16 protein-coding genes are annotated in these 17493 nt (G+C 59.7%); 7 read left to right on the forward strand and 9 right to left on the reverse strand.

Annotated features, from left to right (window positions below):
- Positions 1-209 precede the first annotated feature (209 nt).
- From PUT78_RS15925 to PUT78_RS15965, 9 genes are all read right to left on the reverse strand, one after another.
- Positions 210-1379 carry a CmpA/NrtA family ABC transporter substrate-binding protein gene (locus PUT78_RS15925; RefSeq protein ID WP_274353265.1) on the reverse strand — a complete coding sequence of 390 codons (1170 nt, stop codon included), beginning with the start codon at positions 1377-1379 and terminating at the stop codon, positions 210-212.
- The gene (locus tag PUT78_RS15930; RefSeq protein ID WP_274353266.1) at positions 1376-1951 is read right to left on the reverse strand and encodes an ANTAR domain-containing response regulator; all 576 of its coding nucleotides are present in this window, start codon (positions 1949-1951) and stop codon (positions 1376-1378) included. Before PUT78_RS15930 ends, PUT78_RS15925 begins: the two co-directional genes overlap by 4 nt.
- Before the next feature lie 165 nt (positions 1952-2116).
- Positions 2117-3931 (reverse strand): AMP-dependent synthetase/ligase, encoded by a 1815-nt coding sequence (locus tag PUT78_RS15935; RefSeq protein ID WP_274353267.1) that lies wholly within the window; start codon positions 3929-3931, stop codon positions 2117-2119.
- A complete protein-coding gene (locus tag PUT78_RS15940) occupies positions 3928-4677 on the reverse strand; it encodes an ABC transporter ATP-binding protein (RefSeq protein WP_274353337.1) in 750 nt (249 codons plus the stop codon). Before PUT78_RS15940 ends, PUT78_RS15935 begins: the two co-directional genes overlap by 4 nt.
- Before the next feature lie 123 nt (positions 4678-4800).
- Positions 4801-6006 (reverse strand): ABC transporter substrate-binding protein, encoded by a 1206-nt coding sequence (locus PUT78_RS15945; protein ID WP_274353268.1) that lies wholly within the window; start codon positions 6004-6006, stop codon positions 4801-4803.
- A gap of 24 nt (positions 6007-6030) precedes the next feature.
- Positions 6031-7101 carry a branched-chain amino acid ABC transporter permease gene (locus PUT78_RS15950; RefSeq protein WP_274353269.1) on the reverse strand — a complete coding sequence of 357 codons (1071 nt, stop codon included), beginning with the start codon at positions 7099-7101 and terminating at the stop codon, positions 6031-6033.
- The gene (locus tag PUT78_RS15955) at positions 7098-8102 is read right to left on the reverse strand and encodes a branched-chain amino acid ABC transporter permease (protein ID WP_274353270.1); all 1005 of its coding nucleotides are present in this window, start codon (positions 8100-8102) and stop codon (positions 7098-7100) included. Before PUT78_RS15955 ends, PUT78_RS15950 begins: the two co-directional genes overlap by 4 nt.
- On the reverse strand, positions 8102-8863 hold the full coding sequence (locus PUT78_RS15960; protein ID WP_274353271.1) for an ABC transporter ATP-binding protein: 762 nt from the start codon (positions 8861-8863) through the stop codon (positions 8102-8104). The genes PUT78_RS15955 and PUT78_RS15960 overlap by 1 nt, the downstream gene beginning before the upstream one ends.
- Positions 8864-8981: 118 nt before the next feature.
- On the reverse strand, positions 8982-9761 hold the full coding sequence (locus PUT78_RS15965) for an SDR family oxidoreductase (protein WP_274353272.1): 780 nt from the start codon (positions 9759-9761) through the stop codon (positions 8982-8984).
- 192 nt (positions 9762-9953) lie between these two features.
- On the opposite strand from PUT78_RS15965, the gene PUT78_RS15970 reads away from it, so the two are divergent.
- From PUT78_RS15970 to PUT78_RS16000, 7 genes are all read left to right on the forward strand, one after another.
- Positions 9954-10367: a universal stress protein gene (locus PUT78_RS15970; RefSeq protein ID WP_274353273.1), complete on the forward strand. Its 414-nt coding sequence runs from the start codon at positions 9954-9956 to the stop codon at positions 10365-10367.
- Between the two features lie 87 nt (positions 10368-10454).
- Positions 10455-12137 carry a BCCT family transporter gene (locus PUT78_RS15975; protein ID WP_274353274.1) on the forward strand — a complete coding sequence of 561 codons (1683 nt, stop codon included), beginning with the start codon at positions 10455-10457 and terminating at the stop codon, positions 12135-12137.
- A gap of 157 nt (positions 12138-12294) precedes the next feature.
- Positions 12295-12687 (forward strand): DUF2147 domain-containing protein, encoded by a 393-nt coding sequence (locus PUT78_RS15980; protein ID WP_274353275.1) that lies wholly within the window; start codon positions 12295-12297, stop codon positions 12685-12687.
- 338 nt (positions 12688-13025) lie between these two features.
- The gene (locus PUT78_RS15985) at positions 13026-14039 is read left to right on the forward strand and encodes a Hint domain-containing protein (RefSeq protein ID WP_274353276.1); all 1014 of its coding nucleotides are present in this window, start codon (positions 13026-13028) and stop codon (positions 14037-14039) included.
- A 62-nt stretch (positions 14040-14101) separates the two neighbouring features.
- Positions 14102-14929: a universal stress protein gene (locus PUT78_RS15990; protein WP_274353277.1), complete on the forward strand. Its 828-nt coding sequence runs from the start codon at positions 14102-14104 to the stop codon at positions 14927-14929.
- A gap of 153 nt (positions 14930-15082) precedes the next feature.
- The gene (gene pdhA / locus PUT78_RS15995; protein ID WP_274353278.1) at positions 15083-16093 is read left to right on the forward strand and encodes a pyruvate dehydrogenase (acetyl-transferring) E1 component subunit alpha; all 1011 of its coding nucleotides are present in this window, start codon (positions 15083-15085) and stop codon (positions 16091-16093) included.
- A gap of 17 nt (positions 16094-16110) precedes the next feature.
- Positions 16111-17493 (forward strand): pyruvate dehydrogenase complex E1 component subunit beta, encoded by a 1383-nt coding sequence (locus tag PUT78_RS16000; protein WP_274353279.1) that lies wholly within the window; start codon positions 16111-16113, stop codon positions 17491-17493.

Genomic DNA, 17493 nt, shown 5'->3' on the forward strand with positions numbered 1-17493 from the left:
AAAAAGCCGCCGACCAGTATCCACGCATGGTTTGCGCAGATCGGTCAGGCGGCTGTGCCCGAAACCCCCATCATTGGCGGTTCATAAATCGAAACGACATCCTTGCCGGTTCGGTCTTCTTCATATGGCCTGTTGCGTTGCGCAGCGTCAAATGCATGGGGGCAGTCAAATGGTCTTTTTGGAAATGCTGCCCGGATTTGCTGAATATTTCAGCGATTCTGCGCGTCAGGATCAAAAACTTGGCCATCGAAAAACGCATCCGGTGGCAGAATCATCTGGCCACGTTCGGACGCAACCGCAGTCGGGTGCTGCAAGCTGCCCTCCAGCTTCGCGGATGCGCCGGGCAAATCCGCGCCTGCGCTGCGCAGATTCGCGCGATACAGATCCGTGCGGCATAATTCCCGGGCCGAAAGCATGCTGGCAGCCACATCCAGCCCATGGCGGTCTGCCATACGGGCCGCGAACCACGCCGCCTGTGACCGCCATGGAAAACTTGCCGCGCCATCGAAAAACCGGATCATGTCAGGCACCTGGCGCAATTCCCCCTTGTCGGAAATCACCATCTCACCGCGCAAGGCGCGTTCCAGCAGTTCGGCAGGGGCGTTCACATATTCGGCCCGCGCCAGAATATCAGAGGCGGTCATACGGTTGCCGGGCGCACTTAGCCATTTTGCAGCGCGCCAGATCGCGCGCATCATCCGCCCAGTCAGTGCAGGGTTCGCACAAACCCAGTCATGGCGCGCGGCCAGCACTTTTTCAGGGGCAACCGCCCATATCGCGCGGCTGGGCAGCAGCAATGTGCCCGCGCCCAGTTCGACCGCGACTGACCCCCACGGCTCTCCCACGCAGAAGACATCCACCTCGCCCGCGGCAAGGGCGTCGGCCATGCGCGGGGGCGGAATGGTGCATAATTCATAGTCCAGCCCGGTGTCGCGCAACCAGTAGGTTACCAGTTCGACATGCGTTGAAAACGGGAACGGCACCCCTATACGCAATGTCCCGCCCGCCGCGCGCGCAAGATCGCGCGCCGCCCCCTGCGCATCGATAAAGGCGAAATCATGCCCCGCATCGCGCAACCGCGCCGCAAGCGCCTGTGACACACCCAGCACATCGCCATTGACCGACAAGACCTGCAGAATGTCCAGCCGCGCAAACGCCCCGCCCAGACCCAGCGCCATCGCAACAGGCACAGGGGCCAGCATCTGCGCCGCATCCACCTGCCCCCATAGCAGCATGTCGCGCAGGCTGGACCATGACGGCGCGCGCCGCAGATCCAGCGCCAGTCCTTCGGCGGCGGCAAACCCCATTTCATGCGCAATCACAATCGGCGCCACATCCAGCAGCGGCACAAAACCCAGTCGCAGCGGTGTCGGGTTCATGACAGCAACCCCGCCGCGGTCACCAAAGCGCTGGCCACTTCGGCCACCTTGCGCCCCTGATCCATCGCAGTTTTGCGCAGCAGCGCATAGGCGTCTTCTTCGCTTAACCCGCGCGCTTTCATCAAGATACCCTTGGCGCGGTCAATCAGTTTGCGTTCTTCCAGTGCGCGGCGGGTGGTTTCCAGTTCAGTGCGCATGCGCCGGAACATCTGGAAGCGCGTGATCGCGGCATCCATCACGGTTGCCACACGTTCGGGCTTCAACCCGTCCACGACATAGGCGGAAACGCCGGCCTCTATGGCCTGCTGGGTCAGGTCGCGGTCGGTGCGGTCCACGAAAAACGCCACTGGCCGGTCCAGCGGACCAGAGGCAAGCGTCATTTCCTCCAATGTGTCGCGCGACGGGTTCGCCATGTCGATCAGGACAATATCAGGCGCAAGGTCGCGCACACGCCGCGCCAACCCGGTGGCTTCGGCAATAACCGTCACCGCATGGCCCAGCGGGCGCAGACTGTCGATCATCAACCGCGCGCGGTCTTTGTCCGGTTCGACGATGACAATATGCAGCTTCATGGCCCCGCCTGTAACTTGCAACTATGGCTTGCAACAAGTGCTGCATTGCAGCGTAAGCGGGGTTGAACAAGGGGGCAAGGCCGCGAGAACCGCAGCGCGCACCCAAAACACGCTAAAAAAAGTGCGTCACACTACAGATATGCCACTTATTTAAGCTGAATGGCGCTATCCTGGCCCGCCATCACCATACATCGCATCAATTTCACGCGCATAGGCTTTGGCTATCGATGCGCGGCGCACTTTCATTGTGGCGGTCACTTCGCCATCATCATGGTCCAGTTCCTTTACCAGAAGATGGGTTTTCTTCACCTGCTCAACCCGCGCCAGACCGGCATTCAGGCGCGCAACCTCTGCGTCGATCAGGGCACGCACGCGCGCATCCTCTGCCAGCGACCGGAATGTCGTATAGGATAGCTGCTGCCCTTCCGCCCAAAGCCGCACTGTTTCATAATCGATCTGCACCAGCGCAGTCACATACGGGCGCTGGTCCGCAATAACGATCACCTCCTTGATATAGGGCGACGCCTTGAGCGTGTTTTCAATCAGCGATGGCGACAGGTTTTTCCCGGCGGCATTGATCATGATGTCCTTCTTGCGGTCAATAATGCTGATCGACCCGTCGCTTTCCATTTGCGCCACATCGCCTGTATGCAACCAGCCATCGCGCAGGGTGTCCGCCGTTGCATCCGGGTTGCGGTAATAGCCCTTGAACACAATACCACCGCGCACCAGCAATTCACCATCCGGCGCGATTTTCAGCTCCACCCCGCGCAAAGGCGGGCCAACGCGCCCCAGACATGCCCCGAACGGGGGTTGCAGCGTGGCCGCCCCGGTGGTTTCGGACATGCCCCAGGCTTCGCGGATATCAACGCCGATCCCGCGCATGAAGGCCAGCAATTCAGGTGTAATGGGCGCTGCTGCGGAAATTGCGAAACGACAGCGCGACAGGCCGAGATAGGCGCGGATATGCCGGTAAACCAGCATGTCACAGATCCAATGCGCCCCGCGCGCCCCGCGCGCCCATTCGTGGCGTGGCACAGCGCCGCGCCGCGCCGCGCCTTGTAGTGCCGCAAGTGTCAGCATGCGCCGCAGCCGCCCCGTGGTCTGCGCCTGAACCAGTACCGCGCTTTGCATCTTTTCCCATATCCGCGGCACACCAAAAAATATCTGCGGGGCAATATCGCGCAGATCCAGTGTGACTGTGCGCAGGCTTTCACCGAAATTCATGACACGACGCCCCGACACCGCGTTGACAACAGTGATGTTCTGCTCAGCGATATGGCACAGCGGCAGATAACTTAGAATATTGGTGCCTGCCGGAAAATCGCAGAACATATCCTGCGCGATTTCAACTGCCACCCACAGGTTTCCATGCGTGATTTCCGCCGCTTTCGGCAAACCGGTCGATCCGGATGTGAACACCATCATCGCCGTATCATCCGGCGAAATACCGCCCTTGCGCGCGGCAATTTCTGCGCCGTGCCGCGCCAGTACAGCGCGCCCGCGTTCCACAAGCGCGTCAAAACTGGTCAGGTTCAGCAGGGTTTCGCCCCGCACCCCTTTCGGGTCCAGAATTATTACTTGACGCAGAACCGGAAGTTCGCCCTGCAATTCCTTGATTTTATCCAGTTGTTCCTGATCCTCAATAAACAGGATACTGCTGTCGGACGCGGTGACAAGATGCCGGATTTCCGCCGCCGGGCTGGTCGGGTACATCCCGACCGTCACGCCACCCGCCGCCATGATCCCGAACTGCGCCAGAACCCATTCACGCCGGTTTTCGGACAGGATACCCACATGCGCGCCCGGCGCCATGCCTATATCGATCAGCCCCGCTGCCAGCGCATCCGCGATTTCCGCCATCGCAGCCCAGGACAGTTCCTGCCATATGCCATGGCGTTTCTGCCGCATGGCAACACCCGCAGGCGCGGCATGGGCGTGATCTGCAACCAGCCCACACAGGGTACGGAACGCGGTCAACTCAGCCACCTTTTGCGGCGTTTGTAATGTTTCACATCGCGGAAGGACGTGGCATTTCCCGCCGCACCTGTACCCAGATAAAACGCTTGTATATCAGGGTCATCGCGCAGTTTCTTCGCGTCCCCTTCCATAACGATCCGGCCATGTTCCATGACATACCCATAATGCGCCACCCCCAGCGCCACCGCCGCATTCTGTTCAACCAGCAGAATGGTCACGCCATCCTCGGCGTTCAGGCGGCGGATGGTGGTGAATATCTCGGTGACGATCTTCGGGGCCAGTCCCAGGGACGGTTCATCCATCAGGATCATGCGCGGACAGGCCACCATGGCCCGCCCGAACGCAAGCATCTGCTGCTCGCCCCCTGATAAATAGCCCGCAATCTGCCTGCGCCGTTCGGCCAGTCGCGGAAAGAACGCATAAACCTTGTCGTAAGCGGGCCGCAATCCGCGCCCGTCCAGCGCATAGGATGCGGCGATCAGGTTCTCCTCCACCGTCATTTCCGTGAATATGCGCCGCCCTTCGCGCACATGAAACAACCCCGCCCGCACCAGCGCATCGGGGGCCATACGCCCGATATCCTGCCCCCGGAACCGGATACTGCCCGCATCGACCGACCCGAATTCCAGATGCAGCAGGTTTGACGCGGCCTTCAGGGTGGTGGTCTTGCCCGCGCCGTTGGACCCCAGCAATGCCACGATCTGCCCGTCGGGCACATGCAGGGACAGCCCGCGCAGGGCTTGCATGCTGTGGTGATAGTTCACCTCTATCCCGTCGATTTCCAGCACTGTACCGCCTTCATCTTGCCCGAAAACACTCTTGCCGACGGTATCCGGCCAAATGGCCGGACACCCGCCTGATGGCGTTGATTACACAGTGAACCAATCCGAACTTGGCCCGAATAACTGCGTTTCGGCAGAATAGCGGTAGACACGGCCTGTGCCGATCTTGTTGTTCACCATGCTGACCGGAACGCCGAAAAACCCGCCCGTGTCCCAGTCGCGCAGGTCTGACAGCGCTTCTGCGGCGTTGTCGGCGGTCAGTTCCAGCCCCTTGTCTGCGACACGGCGCAATGCCTCGACGCCGATGGTCAGCGAAAACAGCGCCTGAATACCCCAGGTCGGCAAGTAGTTTTCCAGTGGCGTGCCCACAAAAGCGGTTTTCTGGAAGGCGGCAAAACGCTCATAGGCCGGTCCGCGTTCCGGGTCATAGAAATACCGGTAGGGCATGACACCGGCATAACCGTCCAGTATCGGCCCCGCTTCGGCGGTCACGCGGTCGGCAATTGCGTTTTCCATACCCCAGAATGTTCCCATGAACCGTGTGGGCAGCCCGAATTGCCGTGCGCCGCCAATCAGTTGCGGCCAGACCCCGGTGACATAGCCTTGCAATATGCAATATTCCGCGCCTGACTGCGCCAGCCGGGTGACATGGGTGGGAATATCCGCGCCCTGTTCGCGGGTGGATTCTTCCAGTACGACCTGCAGGCCAAGTTCCTCGGCCTTGGCACGACCATGGGCAATGGGGTCACGGCCAAATTCGGTATTGGAGAAGATGAAGGCCACTGTGCTGCCACCTTCGTCCTTGACCTGTTGCAGCAGGATATCGAACTGGTCTTCATAGGATGGGCCGGGCAGGTATTGATACGGGTTGCCCGCCGGGTCCGCCAGTTCCGACGCGAAGGAGGTGGACCCCATAAGCCGTGCATTCGCGCCGCGCAATTCCGGCGCAACCAGTTTCATGAAACCCGTCGAATCCCCGAAATACATGACCATATCGGGTTCCGTCGCCAGTGCGCGCTGGTAATTCGCCAGCGCATTGGCGGGAATATAGCCCGAATCCTCGGCGGTGATGCGGATGGGCACACCGCCGATACCGCCATCTTCATTGACCAGCGCTTCAAACATGCGCAGGGCGGGCGCGACCATCTGCCCGGCGGTGGCAAATGGTCCGGTAAGCGGCAGTGATGCGCCGATGACATATTCGCGCGCCTGGGCGCGCAGGGTCACGGGGGCCGCAAGGCCCGCTGTGGCTGCGGCAGTGGTTGCCAGAAATTGACGACGTTTCAGGTGCATGTTCTTATCCTCCCTCATGCAAAGTTAGCCTCGGGCAAATGGCCAGCGGTTCAGCGCGCGCAAGGCCCTGTCCATGATCTGGGTAATCCCGAATGGTTCAAACAGCAGAAACCCCACGATCAGCGCGCCGAACGCGATTTCCTGCAACGGCGCGCGGATCATCGCCAGTTCGGCACCGCCCCCCGCCAGCGCACCAAAGCTGACCTTGATCGCTTCAGGCACCATGACAATGATGATGACACCGAATACCGGCCCCATCATACGCCCCATCCCGCCCACAATGATGGCCGCAACCAGCATCAGCGACAGTTGCAATTCAAACTGTTCGGGAAGAATGCGCGCATAGAAATAGGCAAATAACGCCCCGGCCAGCCCGCAATAAGCCGCCGATATCGCAAAGCTGGTCAGTTTCGTGCGATACAACGAAATACCAAGAATTTCCGCCGAATAATCGCGGTCGCGGATGGCGATAAAGGCGCGGCCAACGCGGGTGCGGAACAGATTCTGCGCACCCAACAATGCCAGAACCGCAAGGGCAGCAATCAGGATGAACTGTTCGCGCCGCGTGTCCAGCGCCCAGCCCAACAGGTTGGGGGTGGGTGTGTTGATGCCATTCATGCCGCCGGTCCAGGGCGCGGAAAACGATTCCTCTATCAAAAACAATATGATGAAGTTCGCGCTTAATGTCGCAACTGCCAGATACAGCCCCTTTACCCGCAGCGATGGCAACCCCACCACAATGCCAGCCAGCGCAGCCACAGCCACAGCAAACGGGATTGCCACAAGTGTCAGCACCCCGTCGGGGATGATGCCCCCCGCCGCATTGTGAAAGATCACTGTGGCATAGGCCCCGATCGCCACAAAACCCGCGTGCCCCAGCGACATAAGGCCCGTATAGCCGATAACCACATTCACCCCGGTCACCGCGATGACCATGATCCCCATCTGGCAGGCGATCAGAATAATGTAATCATTTCCAAACCCGGCAATGCCGCCCAGCCCCAGAACCGCGCTGAACAAAAACAGGCGCTTCCAGCGGTTGTCCAGAACCTGTTCATCAGCGCCGTAGCTGGTTTTCAGATTGCCCGTGATCATATGCGCTCGATCTCCTTTGCGCCGAACAATCCATGCGGGCGGATCAGGATGACAACCAGCACCGCGACATAGGGCACGATCCCGGCCCATTCGCCGCCCAGTTGCCATTGCGTCAGCGCTTCCAGAACGCCCACGATCATCGCCGCCAGAAACACCCCCAGATAACTGTCCAGGCCCCCCATCAGCACAATCGCCAGAACCGAGAACCCGAACAGCCCCAGCGCGGGCGATATACCGTTGCGCGTGGCCAGAATGGCCCCGGCAACCGCCCCCGTGGTCGAGGCCAGAACCCATGCGCGCGAAAACACTTTCGGCACGGAAATGCCCATTGAATAGGCGGTGGACTGATCTTCGGCCGTGGCGCGGATGGCAATGCCGGATTTGGTGTAGCGCACCATCAGCACGATGCCTGCAAAGATCAGCAGTGCAATCACCATATTCGCCAGATCGGCCCCGAACAGAAAGATCGTTTGGCCGAACAAGGCGAACCGGATGGGCGTATTCGGGGCCAGAGAGGGCACGAATTCCGCATCCGACGTCCAGATCAGCTGCGCCGATCCCGATAATATGGAAATCAGCCCGACGGTCAGCATGATCATTGCGAATACCGACTGCCCCATCAGTGGGCGCATCAGCGTGCGTTCGATCACCAGCCCCAGCGCCGCATTGCACAGCAGCGCGCCAGCAAGCCCCAGCAGAATGCGCGGCACATTCGCCAGCCAGTCCAGAACCGCGGCCAGCGGCGAGAACATCGGCAATCCTTCCCGCATGTCCATCATCCATCCGGGCTGCCAACTGGCCAGCCAGTCCGGTGCCCAAGCCGCCTGCGGCACCAGCACAGCAAAGGTGAAATAGAAATACGCCCCGAACATAATCAGATAGCCATGCGCGAAATTGACCACCCGCGTCGCCTTGAACACCGACACAATGCCAACTGCAATCAGGGCATAGATCGCGCCCGCCATCAGCCCGTTAATGGTGAATTGCAGCAATTGCCCCATTATGCAGCCGCCCCCAGATAGGCTTCGATCACGGCCGCATCCATGCGCACGGTTTCGGGCGGGCCACTGGCAATCTGCGCGCCGAAATTCAGCACAACAACATGCGTGCAGATATCCATGACCAGATGCATGTCATGTTCGACCAGCAGAATGGTTGTGCCGAATTCTTCCTGCACATCCAGAATGAACCGCGCCATGTCTTCGGTTTCTTCGCGGTTCATGCCGGCAACCGGTTCATCCAGCATCAGCAGGCGTGGGCGCATGGCAAGGGCGCGGCCCAGTTCCACACGCTTTTGCAACCCATAGGGCAGCGCGGAAACCGGTGCCTTGCGGATATGGTCGATTTCCAGAAACTCGATCACGCGCTGTTCGATATCAGCGCGCAATTCCAGTTCTTCCGCCTGTGCCCGCCCGAAATAACGCAACGCATCGAAAACGCCCGCTTTCAGCCGGGTGTGCGCGCCCAGTTTGATATTGTCCAGAACGGACATTCCGCGAAACAGCGCGATATTCTGGAACGTGCGGGCAATACCCAGTTCCGCGCGCTTGTCGGGGCGCAGCGCTGTTATGTCCTGCCCGTCGAAAATGACCTTGCCGTTATCGGGGCGGTAAAACCCCGAAATGGCGTTGAAAAGCGATGTCTTGCCCGCGCCGTTCGGCCCGATGATGGCTGTAATCTGGCCAGGTTGCGCGGCAAAGCTGACGCCCTGCAACGCCTTGATTCCGCCGAAGGACAGATACAGATCCTGCACAGCCAACACCCGAGAGTCCTCCCGCTTTCTGGCAAGCGGGATTCATTTATGCCCGCGCTTAATGCAGCTTACACGGGAATCCCCGGCGGGCAACACGCTTCTTTCGGCAATGACCCAAGGTCAGACTCTATAGCGTGGTGTTCACCGCACCGCCGTCCAGCAGCAGGTTCTGCCCCACGATGAAACCGGCATGTTGCGAACACAGGAATGCGCAGGCCGCGCCGAATTCCTGCGCGGTGCCGTAGCGGCCAGCGGGAATGGTGGCGTGCCGTTTCTTGCGCGCATCCTCCATGCTGATCCCTTCGGCCTTTGCCACACCCCCATCCAGCGACGTCGCGCGGTCGGTGTCATGAATGCCCGGCAACAGGTTGTTGATGACAACCCCCTTGCCCGCCACCTGCCGCGACGTGCCCGCAACATAACCTGTCAGGCCCGCGCGTGCCGAATTCGACAGGCCAAGCACCGGAATGGGGGATTTGACGGATTGAGAGGTGATGTTGACCACCCTGCCCCAACCGCGTTCCATCATTCCCGGCACCAGCGCCTTGATCAGCGCAATCGGGGTCAGCATGTTGGCGTCAAGCGCTGCGATGAAATCATCGCGATTCCAGTCGGTCCACATGCCCGGCGGTGGTCCGCCTGCATTATTAACCAGAATATCCACATCACCTGCTGCGGCCAGAACCTTTGCGCGCCCGTCTTCGGTGGTAATGTCGGCGGCCACTGTCACCACATCGACCCCATGGGCCGCGCGAATGGCGGCGGCGGCGGATTCCAGCGCGTCTGCCCCGCGCGCATTCATCACCAGATTCACACCCTCTGCGGCCAATGCCTCGGCGCAGCCGCGCCCCAACCCTTTGGAACTGGCACAGACCAGCGCGCGTTTTCCCGAAATTCCAAGATCCATCGTCACGACTCCCGTTATGGTCTGTGGCAGACCTAGCATTGCAACAGGTAATGTAAAAGCCGGACTTCCCGGCTTTGATATGTCGGATTTGCGCCTTTTTTTGCCGCAGGGGTTGCAAACCCCCATCACACCCATGTTACCATCAGCGACATCATAATCATAAATCTGTCCGCGATGACAGCAGGAGGGACCATGTATCGGAAAGTGATTTTTCCGGTCGATCTGACGCATGTCGACGATCTGTCCAAGGCGCTGCAGACGACGCTAGACCTTGCGAACCATTACAAGGCCGAAATCTGCTTTGTCGGGGTGACCGGCACCGCCCCCAATGCCGTTACCCACACCCCCCAGGAATATGAGCGCAAGCTGCGCGCCTTTGCGGATGAGCAAGGCAAGGCACATGGGCTGAAATGCAGTGCAACCGCCTGTATCAGCCCCGATCCGAGCATCGACACCGACAAGACACTTCTTGCCGCCATTGACGACCTTGGCGGTGATCTTGTGGTCATGCAGACCCACGCCCCGAACGCACTGGATTATATCTGGGCGGGGCATGGCGACACGATTGCCGCGCATTCCGGTGCATCGGTCTTTCTGGTGCGATAGCGCGGCCGCGCAGCGCTGCATGATCAGCGCATGTTCTGCGCGCCAGTCAAGAAACTGCCACAACCGTCATGGAAACTGGAGAATAGTATGTCGCAACACGACGATGACGACCAACAGACGACCTCATCCGAGGCAATACCGGAACCCGAAGGTGCGTCCGACATCATCGACACCGATTATGAAATAGGTCAGGACAATATTACCCCGTCAATCGGCCCGTTCGGGTTGGATATTCACAACCCCGTCTTCCTGGTTTCAGGCCTTGTTGTGATGGCGTTTGTCATCATCACGCTGGCATTTCAGAACCAGGTCGGACCAATTTTCACCGATCTGCGCGGCTTCCTGACATCCAGCTTCGACTGGTTCTTCCTGATGGCGGGCAATCTGTTCGTTCTGGTCTGTCTGGGTATTCTGGTATCGCCATTGGGCAAGGTACGGATCGGCGGGGTCGATGCGACGCCTGATTACAGCTATGGTGGCTGGTTTGCGATGTTGTTTGCCGCAGGCATGGGCATTGGTCTGATGTTCTTTGGGGTGCTCGAACCTGTGTATTATTTCGGCACGCCATGGGGCGATCAGCCGCTGATGCGCGACATCGGCATTGTCGATGGTGTTCTGGCCGACCCCGCTGCAGTGGAAGCCGCACGCCTGACTGCGATGGCTGCGACCATCTATCACTGGGGGCTGCACCCCTGGGCGATTTATGCAGTTGTCGCGCTGTCGCTGGCACTCTTTGCCTATAACAAGGGGCTGCCGCTGACCATACGTTCCATGTTCTACCCGATTTTCGGGGAACGCATCTGGGGCTGGCCGGGCCATGTCATCGACATTCTGGCGGTATTTGCCACGTTGTTCGGGCTGGCCACGTCGCTGGGTCTTGGCGCGCAGCAGGCCTCTGCCGGGATCGGTTTCGTGTTCGGGATCGAAGGTATCAATGATACAGTCACGGCTTCTGTCGTGCTGATCGTCATCATTACCGGCATGGCGCTGATTTCAGTAATGCGCGGGCTTGACGGCGGTGTGAAGGTGCTGTCGGAAATCAATATGGGCCTTGCTGTTCTGTTGCTGGCGTTTGTGCTGCTGGCAGGGCCGACCCTGACGCTGGTGACGCAGTTCTTTGGCAATCTGGGGGCCTATTTCAGCGAAATCGGTGCCTTGTCCAACCCGATCGGGCGCGAGGATGACGGCTATCGCCAGGGCTGGACCGCATTCTACTGGGCGTGGTGGATCAGCTGGTCACCTTTCGTGGGCATGTTCATCGCCCGTGTCAGCCGTGGACGTACTGTGCGTGAATTCATCACCTGCGTGCTGCTGATCCCCACACTGGTCTCGGCTGTCTGGATGACGGTTTTCGGCGGAACGGCCATTGATCAACTGATCAACACTGTCACCGAAAGCGCGGTCTATGGCTATGTGATCGCAGCTTATGTGCCGGAACTGTCGTTGTTTGGCATGCTGTCGCAACTGCCGCTGGCGGCCATTTCGTCCACCCTTGCGATCATTCTGGTGATCGTGTTCTTCGTCACCTCGTCGGATTCCGGGTCGCTGGTGATTGATACCATCACCGCAGGCGGCAAGATTGACGCACCGGTCAGCCAGCGGGTTTTCTGGGTGATCTTCGAAGGGCTGGTCGCCGCGGCGCTGCTGATCGGCGGCGGGCTGGCGGCACTTCAGGCCGCGTCAGTGTCCACCGGGCTACCCTTCGCGATTGTGCTGGTTCTGGCCTGTTATGCGCTGGTCAAGGGACTGTTAAGCGAACCGCGCGGATAAGCGCTGCGGCGCTTAGACCGGACAAAGACAGAAAAAGGCGCCTTCGCGGGCGCCTTTTTTACTGTAGTGCGCCCCCGCTTTACCCGCCTGACGCAAGGTCGTGCTTGCCAGAAGCGCTGTTTGGGTGAAGACTTCCACCACTCAGGGAGGAGTAACCATGCGGAAAACAGCACTTGCAATGGGCCTGCTGGCCCTGTTCGCCGCCCCTGCACTGGCCGATCCGGCGCATGGGCTTTGGAAAACAGCACCCGACGACAACGGCAATTTCGGCCATGTTCAGATACAGACATGTTCCAATGGCAAAATCTGTGGCGGGCTGGTCACGGCCTTCGGCGGGAATGGCCAGCAGATAGAATCGCCCAATATCGGACGGGCCATTGTCTGGGACATGGAAGCGCAGGGCGACGGGCAATACCGTAACGGTCGTGTCTATGCGCCTGACCGCGACCGCACCTATAATTCCCGGATGGAACTGCGCGGCAACCAGCTTGGCGTGTCCGGCTGCGTCATGGGAATATGCCGCGAGTCGCTATGGACGCGCGTTAACTGACAGCAACACAAACCCCTGTCGCGCAAGGCCCCTGCCCGGTCTTGCGCGACAGGGAACCGGCTCATGCGGCACACGATTTCCGTATGGGGCGCAGCGTGAAAAAACCGGCCGCCCGTACCCTTCACGCCCTGATTGTCTGACACCCTTGCCATTGCACTATTCCTGACTATCCTTTGCACTGCCTGTCCGGCATGCAAATATGGCACTGGCACCCAAAGCCGCAGAAGATTTCGCGCGGCCCCGGAAGTGGCGCTGGCGCATTCCTGCCCGGCGCCCGGAACTTTTCGGGACGTGGTGCGCATTCCGCGTCTGTCAGACAAGGTGGTGCGGGGGACGATATGTCGGCGACAATCTATGAATGCGAGGTTCTGCCCGCTGATGACTTCATCGTCAGTTGGGGCATCAACGAAGGCGACCAGCTCGGGCCGCCCGAAACCTGCGCGCTGGGGGATGTCTATCGCCTGACCAGTACCCGCCATCTGCGCCGGTTGACCCTGCGCATGGATGACCGGATCACCGTGCTGCGCGACCATTCCGATTCATGTTCCGACACCGGCCAACTGCCTGCAGGTGTCGACGTTACCCCATTATGCCAGATGCGGTTGATGGCCCAGGATGGCGACCTTCTTGACATGGTCCTGCTGATGATCGGCGCGCAGCGCTTCGCACTGCCGCTTGGCCCCATACGACCGGCGGTAAACTATGCGCTGATTGACGTGAATACCGATGACACCGGGTTCCGGCTTTCGGAAATCGTGCAAGGCTGCTTCGGGGCCGGCACAAGGATCACCACCGCAGATGGCAGCCTTGTCCCCATCGAGCAGATAGAGCAGGGATGCATGGTTCTGACGCGCGATCACGGCGCGCAGCCGGTGCGTTGGATAGGCAAGGTGACATTGCGCAGATTCGGCGACTTTGCCCCGGTCGTTATTCCCGCCGCTGGCTTAGGCAATCTGCGCAGCCTGCATCTGGCCCCGCGGCAGCGGATTTTCCTGTATCAGCGCGGCGACAAACGTCTGGGCGCGCGGGCAGAAATCCTGTTGCAGGCCAGACAGCTTGTCGGGTCAGCGGGCATTACCCAACCTGAAGGCGGCTTCGTGACCTATTACAGCCTCGCCTTTGATGAACATCAGATCATTTATGCCGAAGGCGTCCCGATGGAAAGCCTGCTGGTATCGCGCGCAACCCTGACGCGCCTGCCCGCAACGCTGTGTTCCGACCTGAAAACACGTTTCCCGCATTTGCACAGCAATTCCCATTTCGCGCAGGATTTATCATCTGACACCTTGTCCGGTGCCGCGCGGGACACGATTTTCAGCGCATATTCGCCCTTCCCCGCGAAAGCAAAGTGACGGCTGTTTTCTGATCTGCTAAATAACGATTGCGGGATTTCATTTACGAACAGGGTGCGGCTTTGCCTGCGATCAGGACCATTCTTGTTGCAACCGATCTGAAGCCACGCTCTGCGGCTGTGCCGGAACGCGGTGCAGCGCTTGCGCGGGCGTTGGGTGCGCGCATGATACTGGTACACGCCACCCCCGACCGGGGCCTTCGCCTGCGGAACTGGCGCGCACAAGATCCCGACACCATCAGGGATACGCTGTCGCAGATGGCCGCGCGCTACCCGGATATCGCGGTTGAAACCTTTATGGGCACTGGCCCGGTGGATCAGGTTATTTCAGATCTGGCGCGCGCTGAATCTGCGGATCTGGTTGTTCTGGGGCTGCACAGGGTCCGCACGGTTCTGGATACCCTGCGCCTGACAACGATGGAACGCATCGCGCTGGCTGTGTTCTGCCCGGTGCTGGTGGCCCATTCCCGCGATATCGCCCCCTATCGCCGTGTTCTGGGCGCCATCACCTTTTCGCCCGCCTCCGCGCAGGCCATGGCCGCCGCAGCGCGCATCGCACCTGCCGCCGAATTTCACGCAGTGCATGCGCTGCGATTACCCCTGAAAGACAAACTGCCTATGTCCGAGGCAGAAAATGGCACTGCAATGACCACATCCGTGCTGCTGCGCGATGCGTTCATGCGCCTGGACGGGTTACCGCAAAATCTGGAAACACCCGAGATCGTGCCAGGCGGTGTGCATGAGGTGCTGCAGTTCCGCATTAATGAACTGAAACCCGATCTTATCGTGATCGGCAGTCATTCAGGGCGCAGCCATGACCAGCTTGGCAATTACGCGCGCGATCTGATGCGCGCGCCGCCGGCGGATTTGCTGATCGCCAAACCTGACTGATTTTTAACGCCATCGCCGGATATTGCCGCCCCCTGAGCCGTCTTGCACAGGGTGCATGCCGGTATTGTCGAAAAACACTCGCAACCCTACTGGAATTGCGCTATTTAATTGTTTAACGTTGAACTATTACCTTTGACGGGAGGGAGGCCAGACATGGCTACAAGGAAAACCGCCGCGAAATCAAATGTCTCGGCTGAAGAATTGCTTGGATTCTACCGCGACATGTTGCTGATCCGGCGATTCGAAGAAAAGGCAGGCCAGCTTTACGGCATGGGTCTGATCGGGGGGTTCTGCCACCTGTATATCGGGCAGGAAGCTGTCGTTGTCGGTCTGGAAGCTGCGGCCAAGGAAGGCGACAAGCGCATCACGTCCTATCGCGATCACGGCCATATGCTGGCCTGCGGCATGGACCCGAAGGGCGTCATGGCGGAACTGACCGGGCGCGAGGGCGGCTATTCCAGGGGCAAAGGCGGCTCCATGCATATGTTCTCCAAGGAAAAGCATTTCTATGGCGGGCACGGGATTGTCGGCGCGCAGGTGCCGCTTGGCGCGGGTCTTGCCTTTTCGGACAGATACAAGGGCAATGACAATGTCACCTTCACCTATTTCGGTGATGGCGCGGCCAATCAGGGCCAGGTCTATGAAACCTATAACATGGCCATGCTGTGGGATCTGCCGGTGATTTTTGTCATCGAGAACAACAAATACGCCATGGGTACATCCGTGCAGCGCGCCACCAAATCCCCCAGCCTGTGGGAACGCGGCGCAGCTTACGGCATCAAGGGCGAAGAAGTTGACGGCATGGATGTGCTGGCGGTCAAGGCTGCTGGTGAAAAGGCCGTCGCGCATTGCCGCGCAGGCAAGGGGCCGTATATTCTGGAAGTCATGACATACCGCTATCGCGGGCATTCCATGTCCGACCCCGCGAAATACCGCACCCGCGACGAGGTGCAGAAAATCCGCGAGGAACGCGACGCGATCGAACATGTGCGTGAATTGCTGCTGCAAGGCAAACATGCCAGCGAAGATGACCTGAAGGCCATCGACAAGGACATCAAATCCGTCGTGAATGACGCCGCCGAATTCGCCAAGGAAAGTCCGGAACCCGCGCTGGAAGAACTCTGGACCGATATCTACGCATCCGAAGTGCCGCAGACCGCTTGACAGGGGGGACAGGAAACATGGCAACCGAAATACTGATGCCCGCACTCTCTCCCACGATGGAGGAAGGCACATTGGCCAAATGGCTGGTGAAAGAAGGCGATACCGTCAGCGCCGGGGATATCCTGGCAGAAATTGAAACCGACAAGGCAACGATGGAATTCGAAGCCGTTGATGAAGGAATCGTCGGCAAAATCCTGATCGATGCAGGCACCGAAGGGGTCAAGGTCAACACCCCCATCGCCGTGCTGCTCGAAGAGGGCGAAAGCGCTGATGACATCGCAACATCTGCGCCCGCGACCGAGGCCGCCCCGGCGGCCGAGGCGGCTGACAAGGCGGCCCCCGCAGGGGGCTCCGCGAAAGCCGCCGCCCCTGCCGCACCCGCGCCCGATACCAGCCCCGACTGGCCCGAAGGCACGCAGATGAAAACCCAGACCGTGCGCGAGGCACTCCGCGACGCCATGGCCGAAGAAATGCGCAACCATGACGAAGTGTTTGTCATGGGCGAGGAAGTCGCCGAATATCAGGGTGCCTATAAGATCACCCAAGGCTTGCTGGACGAATTCGGCGCGCGCCGCGTGATCGACACACCGATTACCGAACATGGTTTTGCCGGTATCGGGGTTGGCGCGGCCTTCGGCGGTCTGCGACCGATCGTGGAATTCATGACCTTCAATTTCGCCATGCAGGCGATTGACCATATCCTCAATTCTGCGGCGAAAACACTTTACATGTCCGGCGGGCAGATGGGCTGTCCCATCGTCTTCCGTGGCCCGAACGGGGCCGCCGCGCGCGTCGGTGCGCAACACAGCCAGTGCTACGCGGCATGGTATGCCCAGATTCCGGGGCTGAAAGTCGTCATGCCCTATTCCGCCGCCGATGCGAAAGGTCTGCTGAAGCAGGCCATTCGCGACCCCAACCCGGTGGTCTTTTTGGAAAATGAAATCCTCTATGGCCGCAGTTTCGAAGTGCCGGTGCTTGATGATTTCACCATTCCTTTCGGCAAGGCCAAAATCTGGCGCGAAGGCACGGATGTCACCATCGTCAGCTTCGGTATCGGCATGACCTATGCACTGGACGCCGCCGAGCGTCTGGCCGAAGACGGGATCAGTGCCGAAGTCATCGACCTGCGCACCATCCGGCCCATGGACACGGATGCAATCCTTGCCTCTGTGATGAAAACCAACCGCCTGATCACAGTTGAAGAAGGGTATCCGCAAGGCTCGGTCGGCAATTACATCACATCCGTCGTCATGGAACGGGCATTCGACTATCTGGATGCGCCGGTCATCAATCTGGCAGGCAAGGATGTGCCCATGCCCTATGCCGCCAATCTTGAAAAGCTTGCGCTGGTCACCACCGATGAGGTGGTCGAGGCTGCGCGCAAAGTCACCTATCGTTAA

It is taken from the genome of Roseinatronobacter alkalisoli (assembly GCF_028745735.1).
Classification (GTDB): Bacteria; Pseudomonadota; Alphaproteobacteria; order Rhodobacterales; family Rhodobacteraceae; genus Roseinatronobacter; species Roseinatronobacter alkalisoli.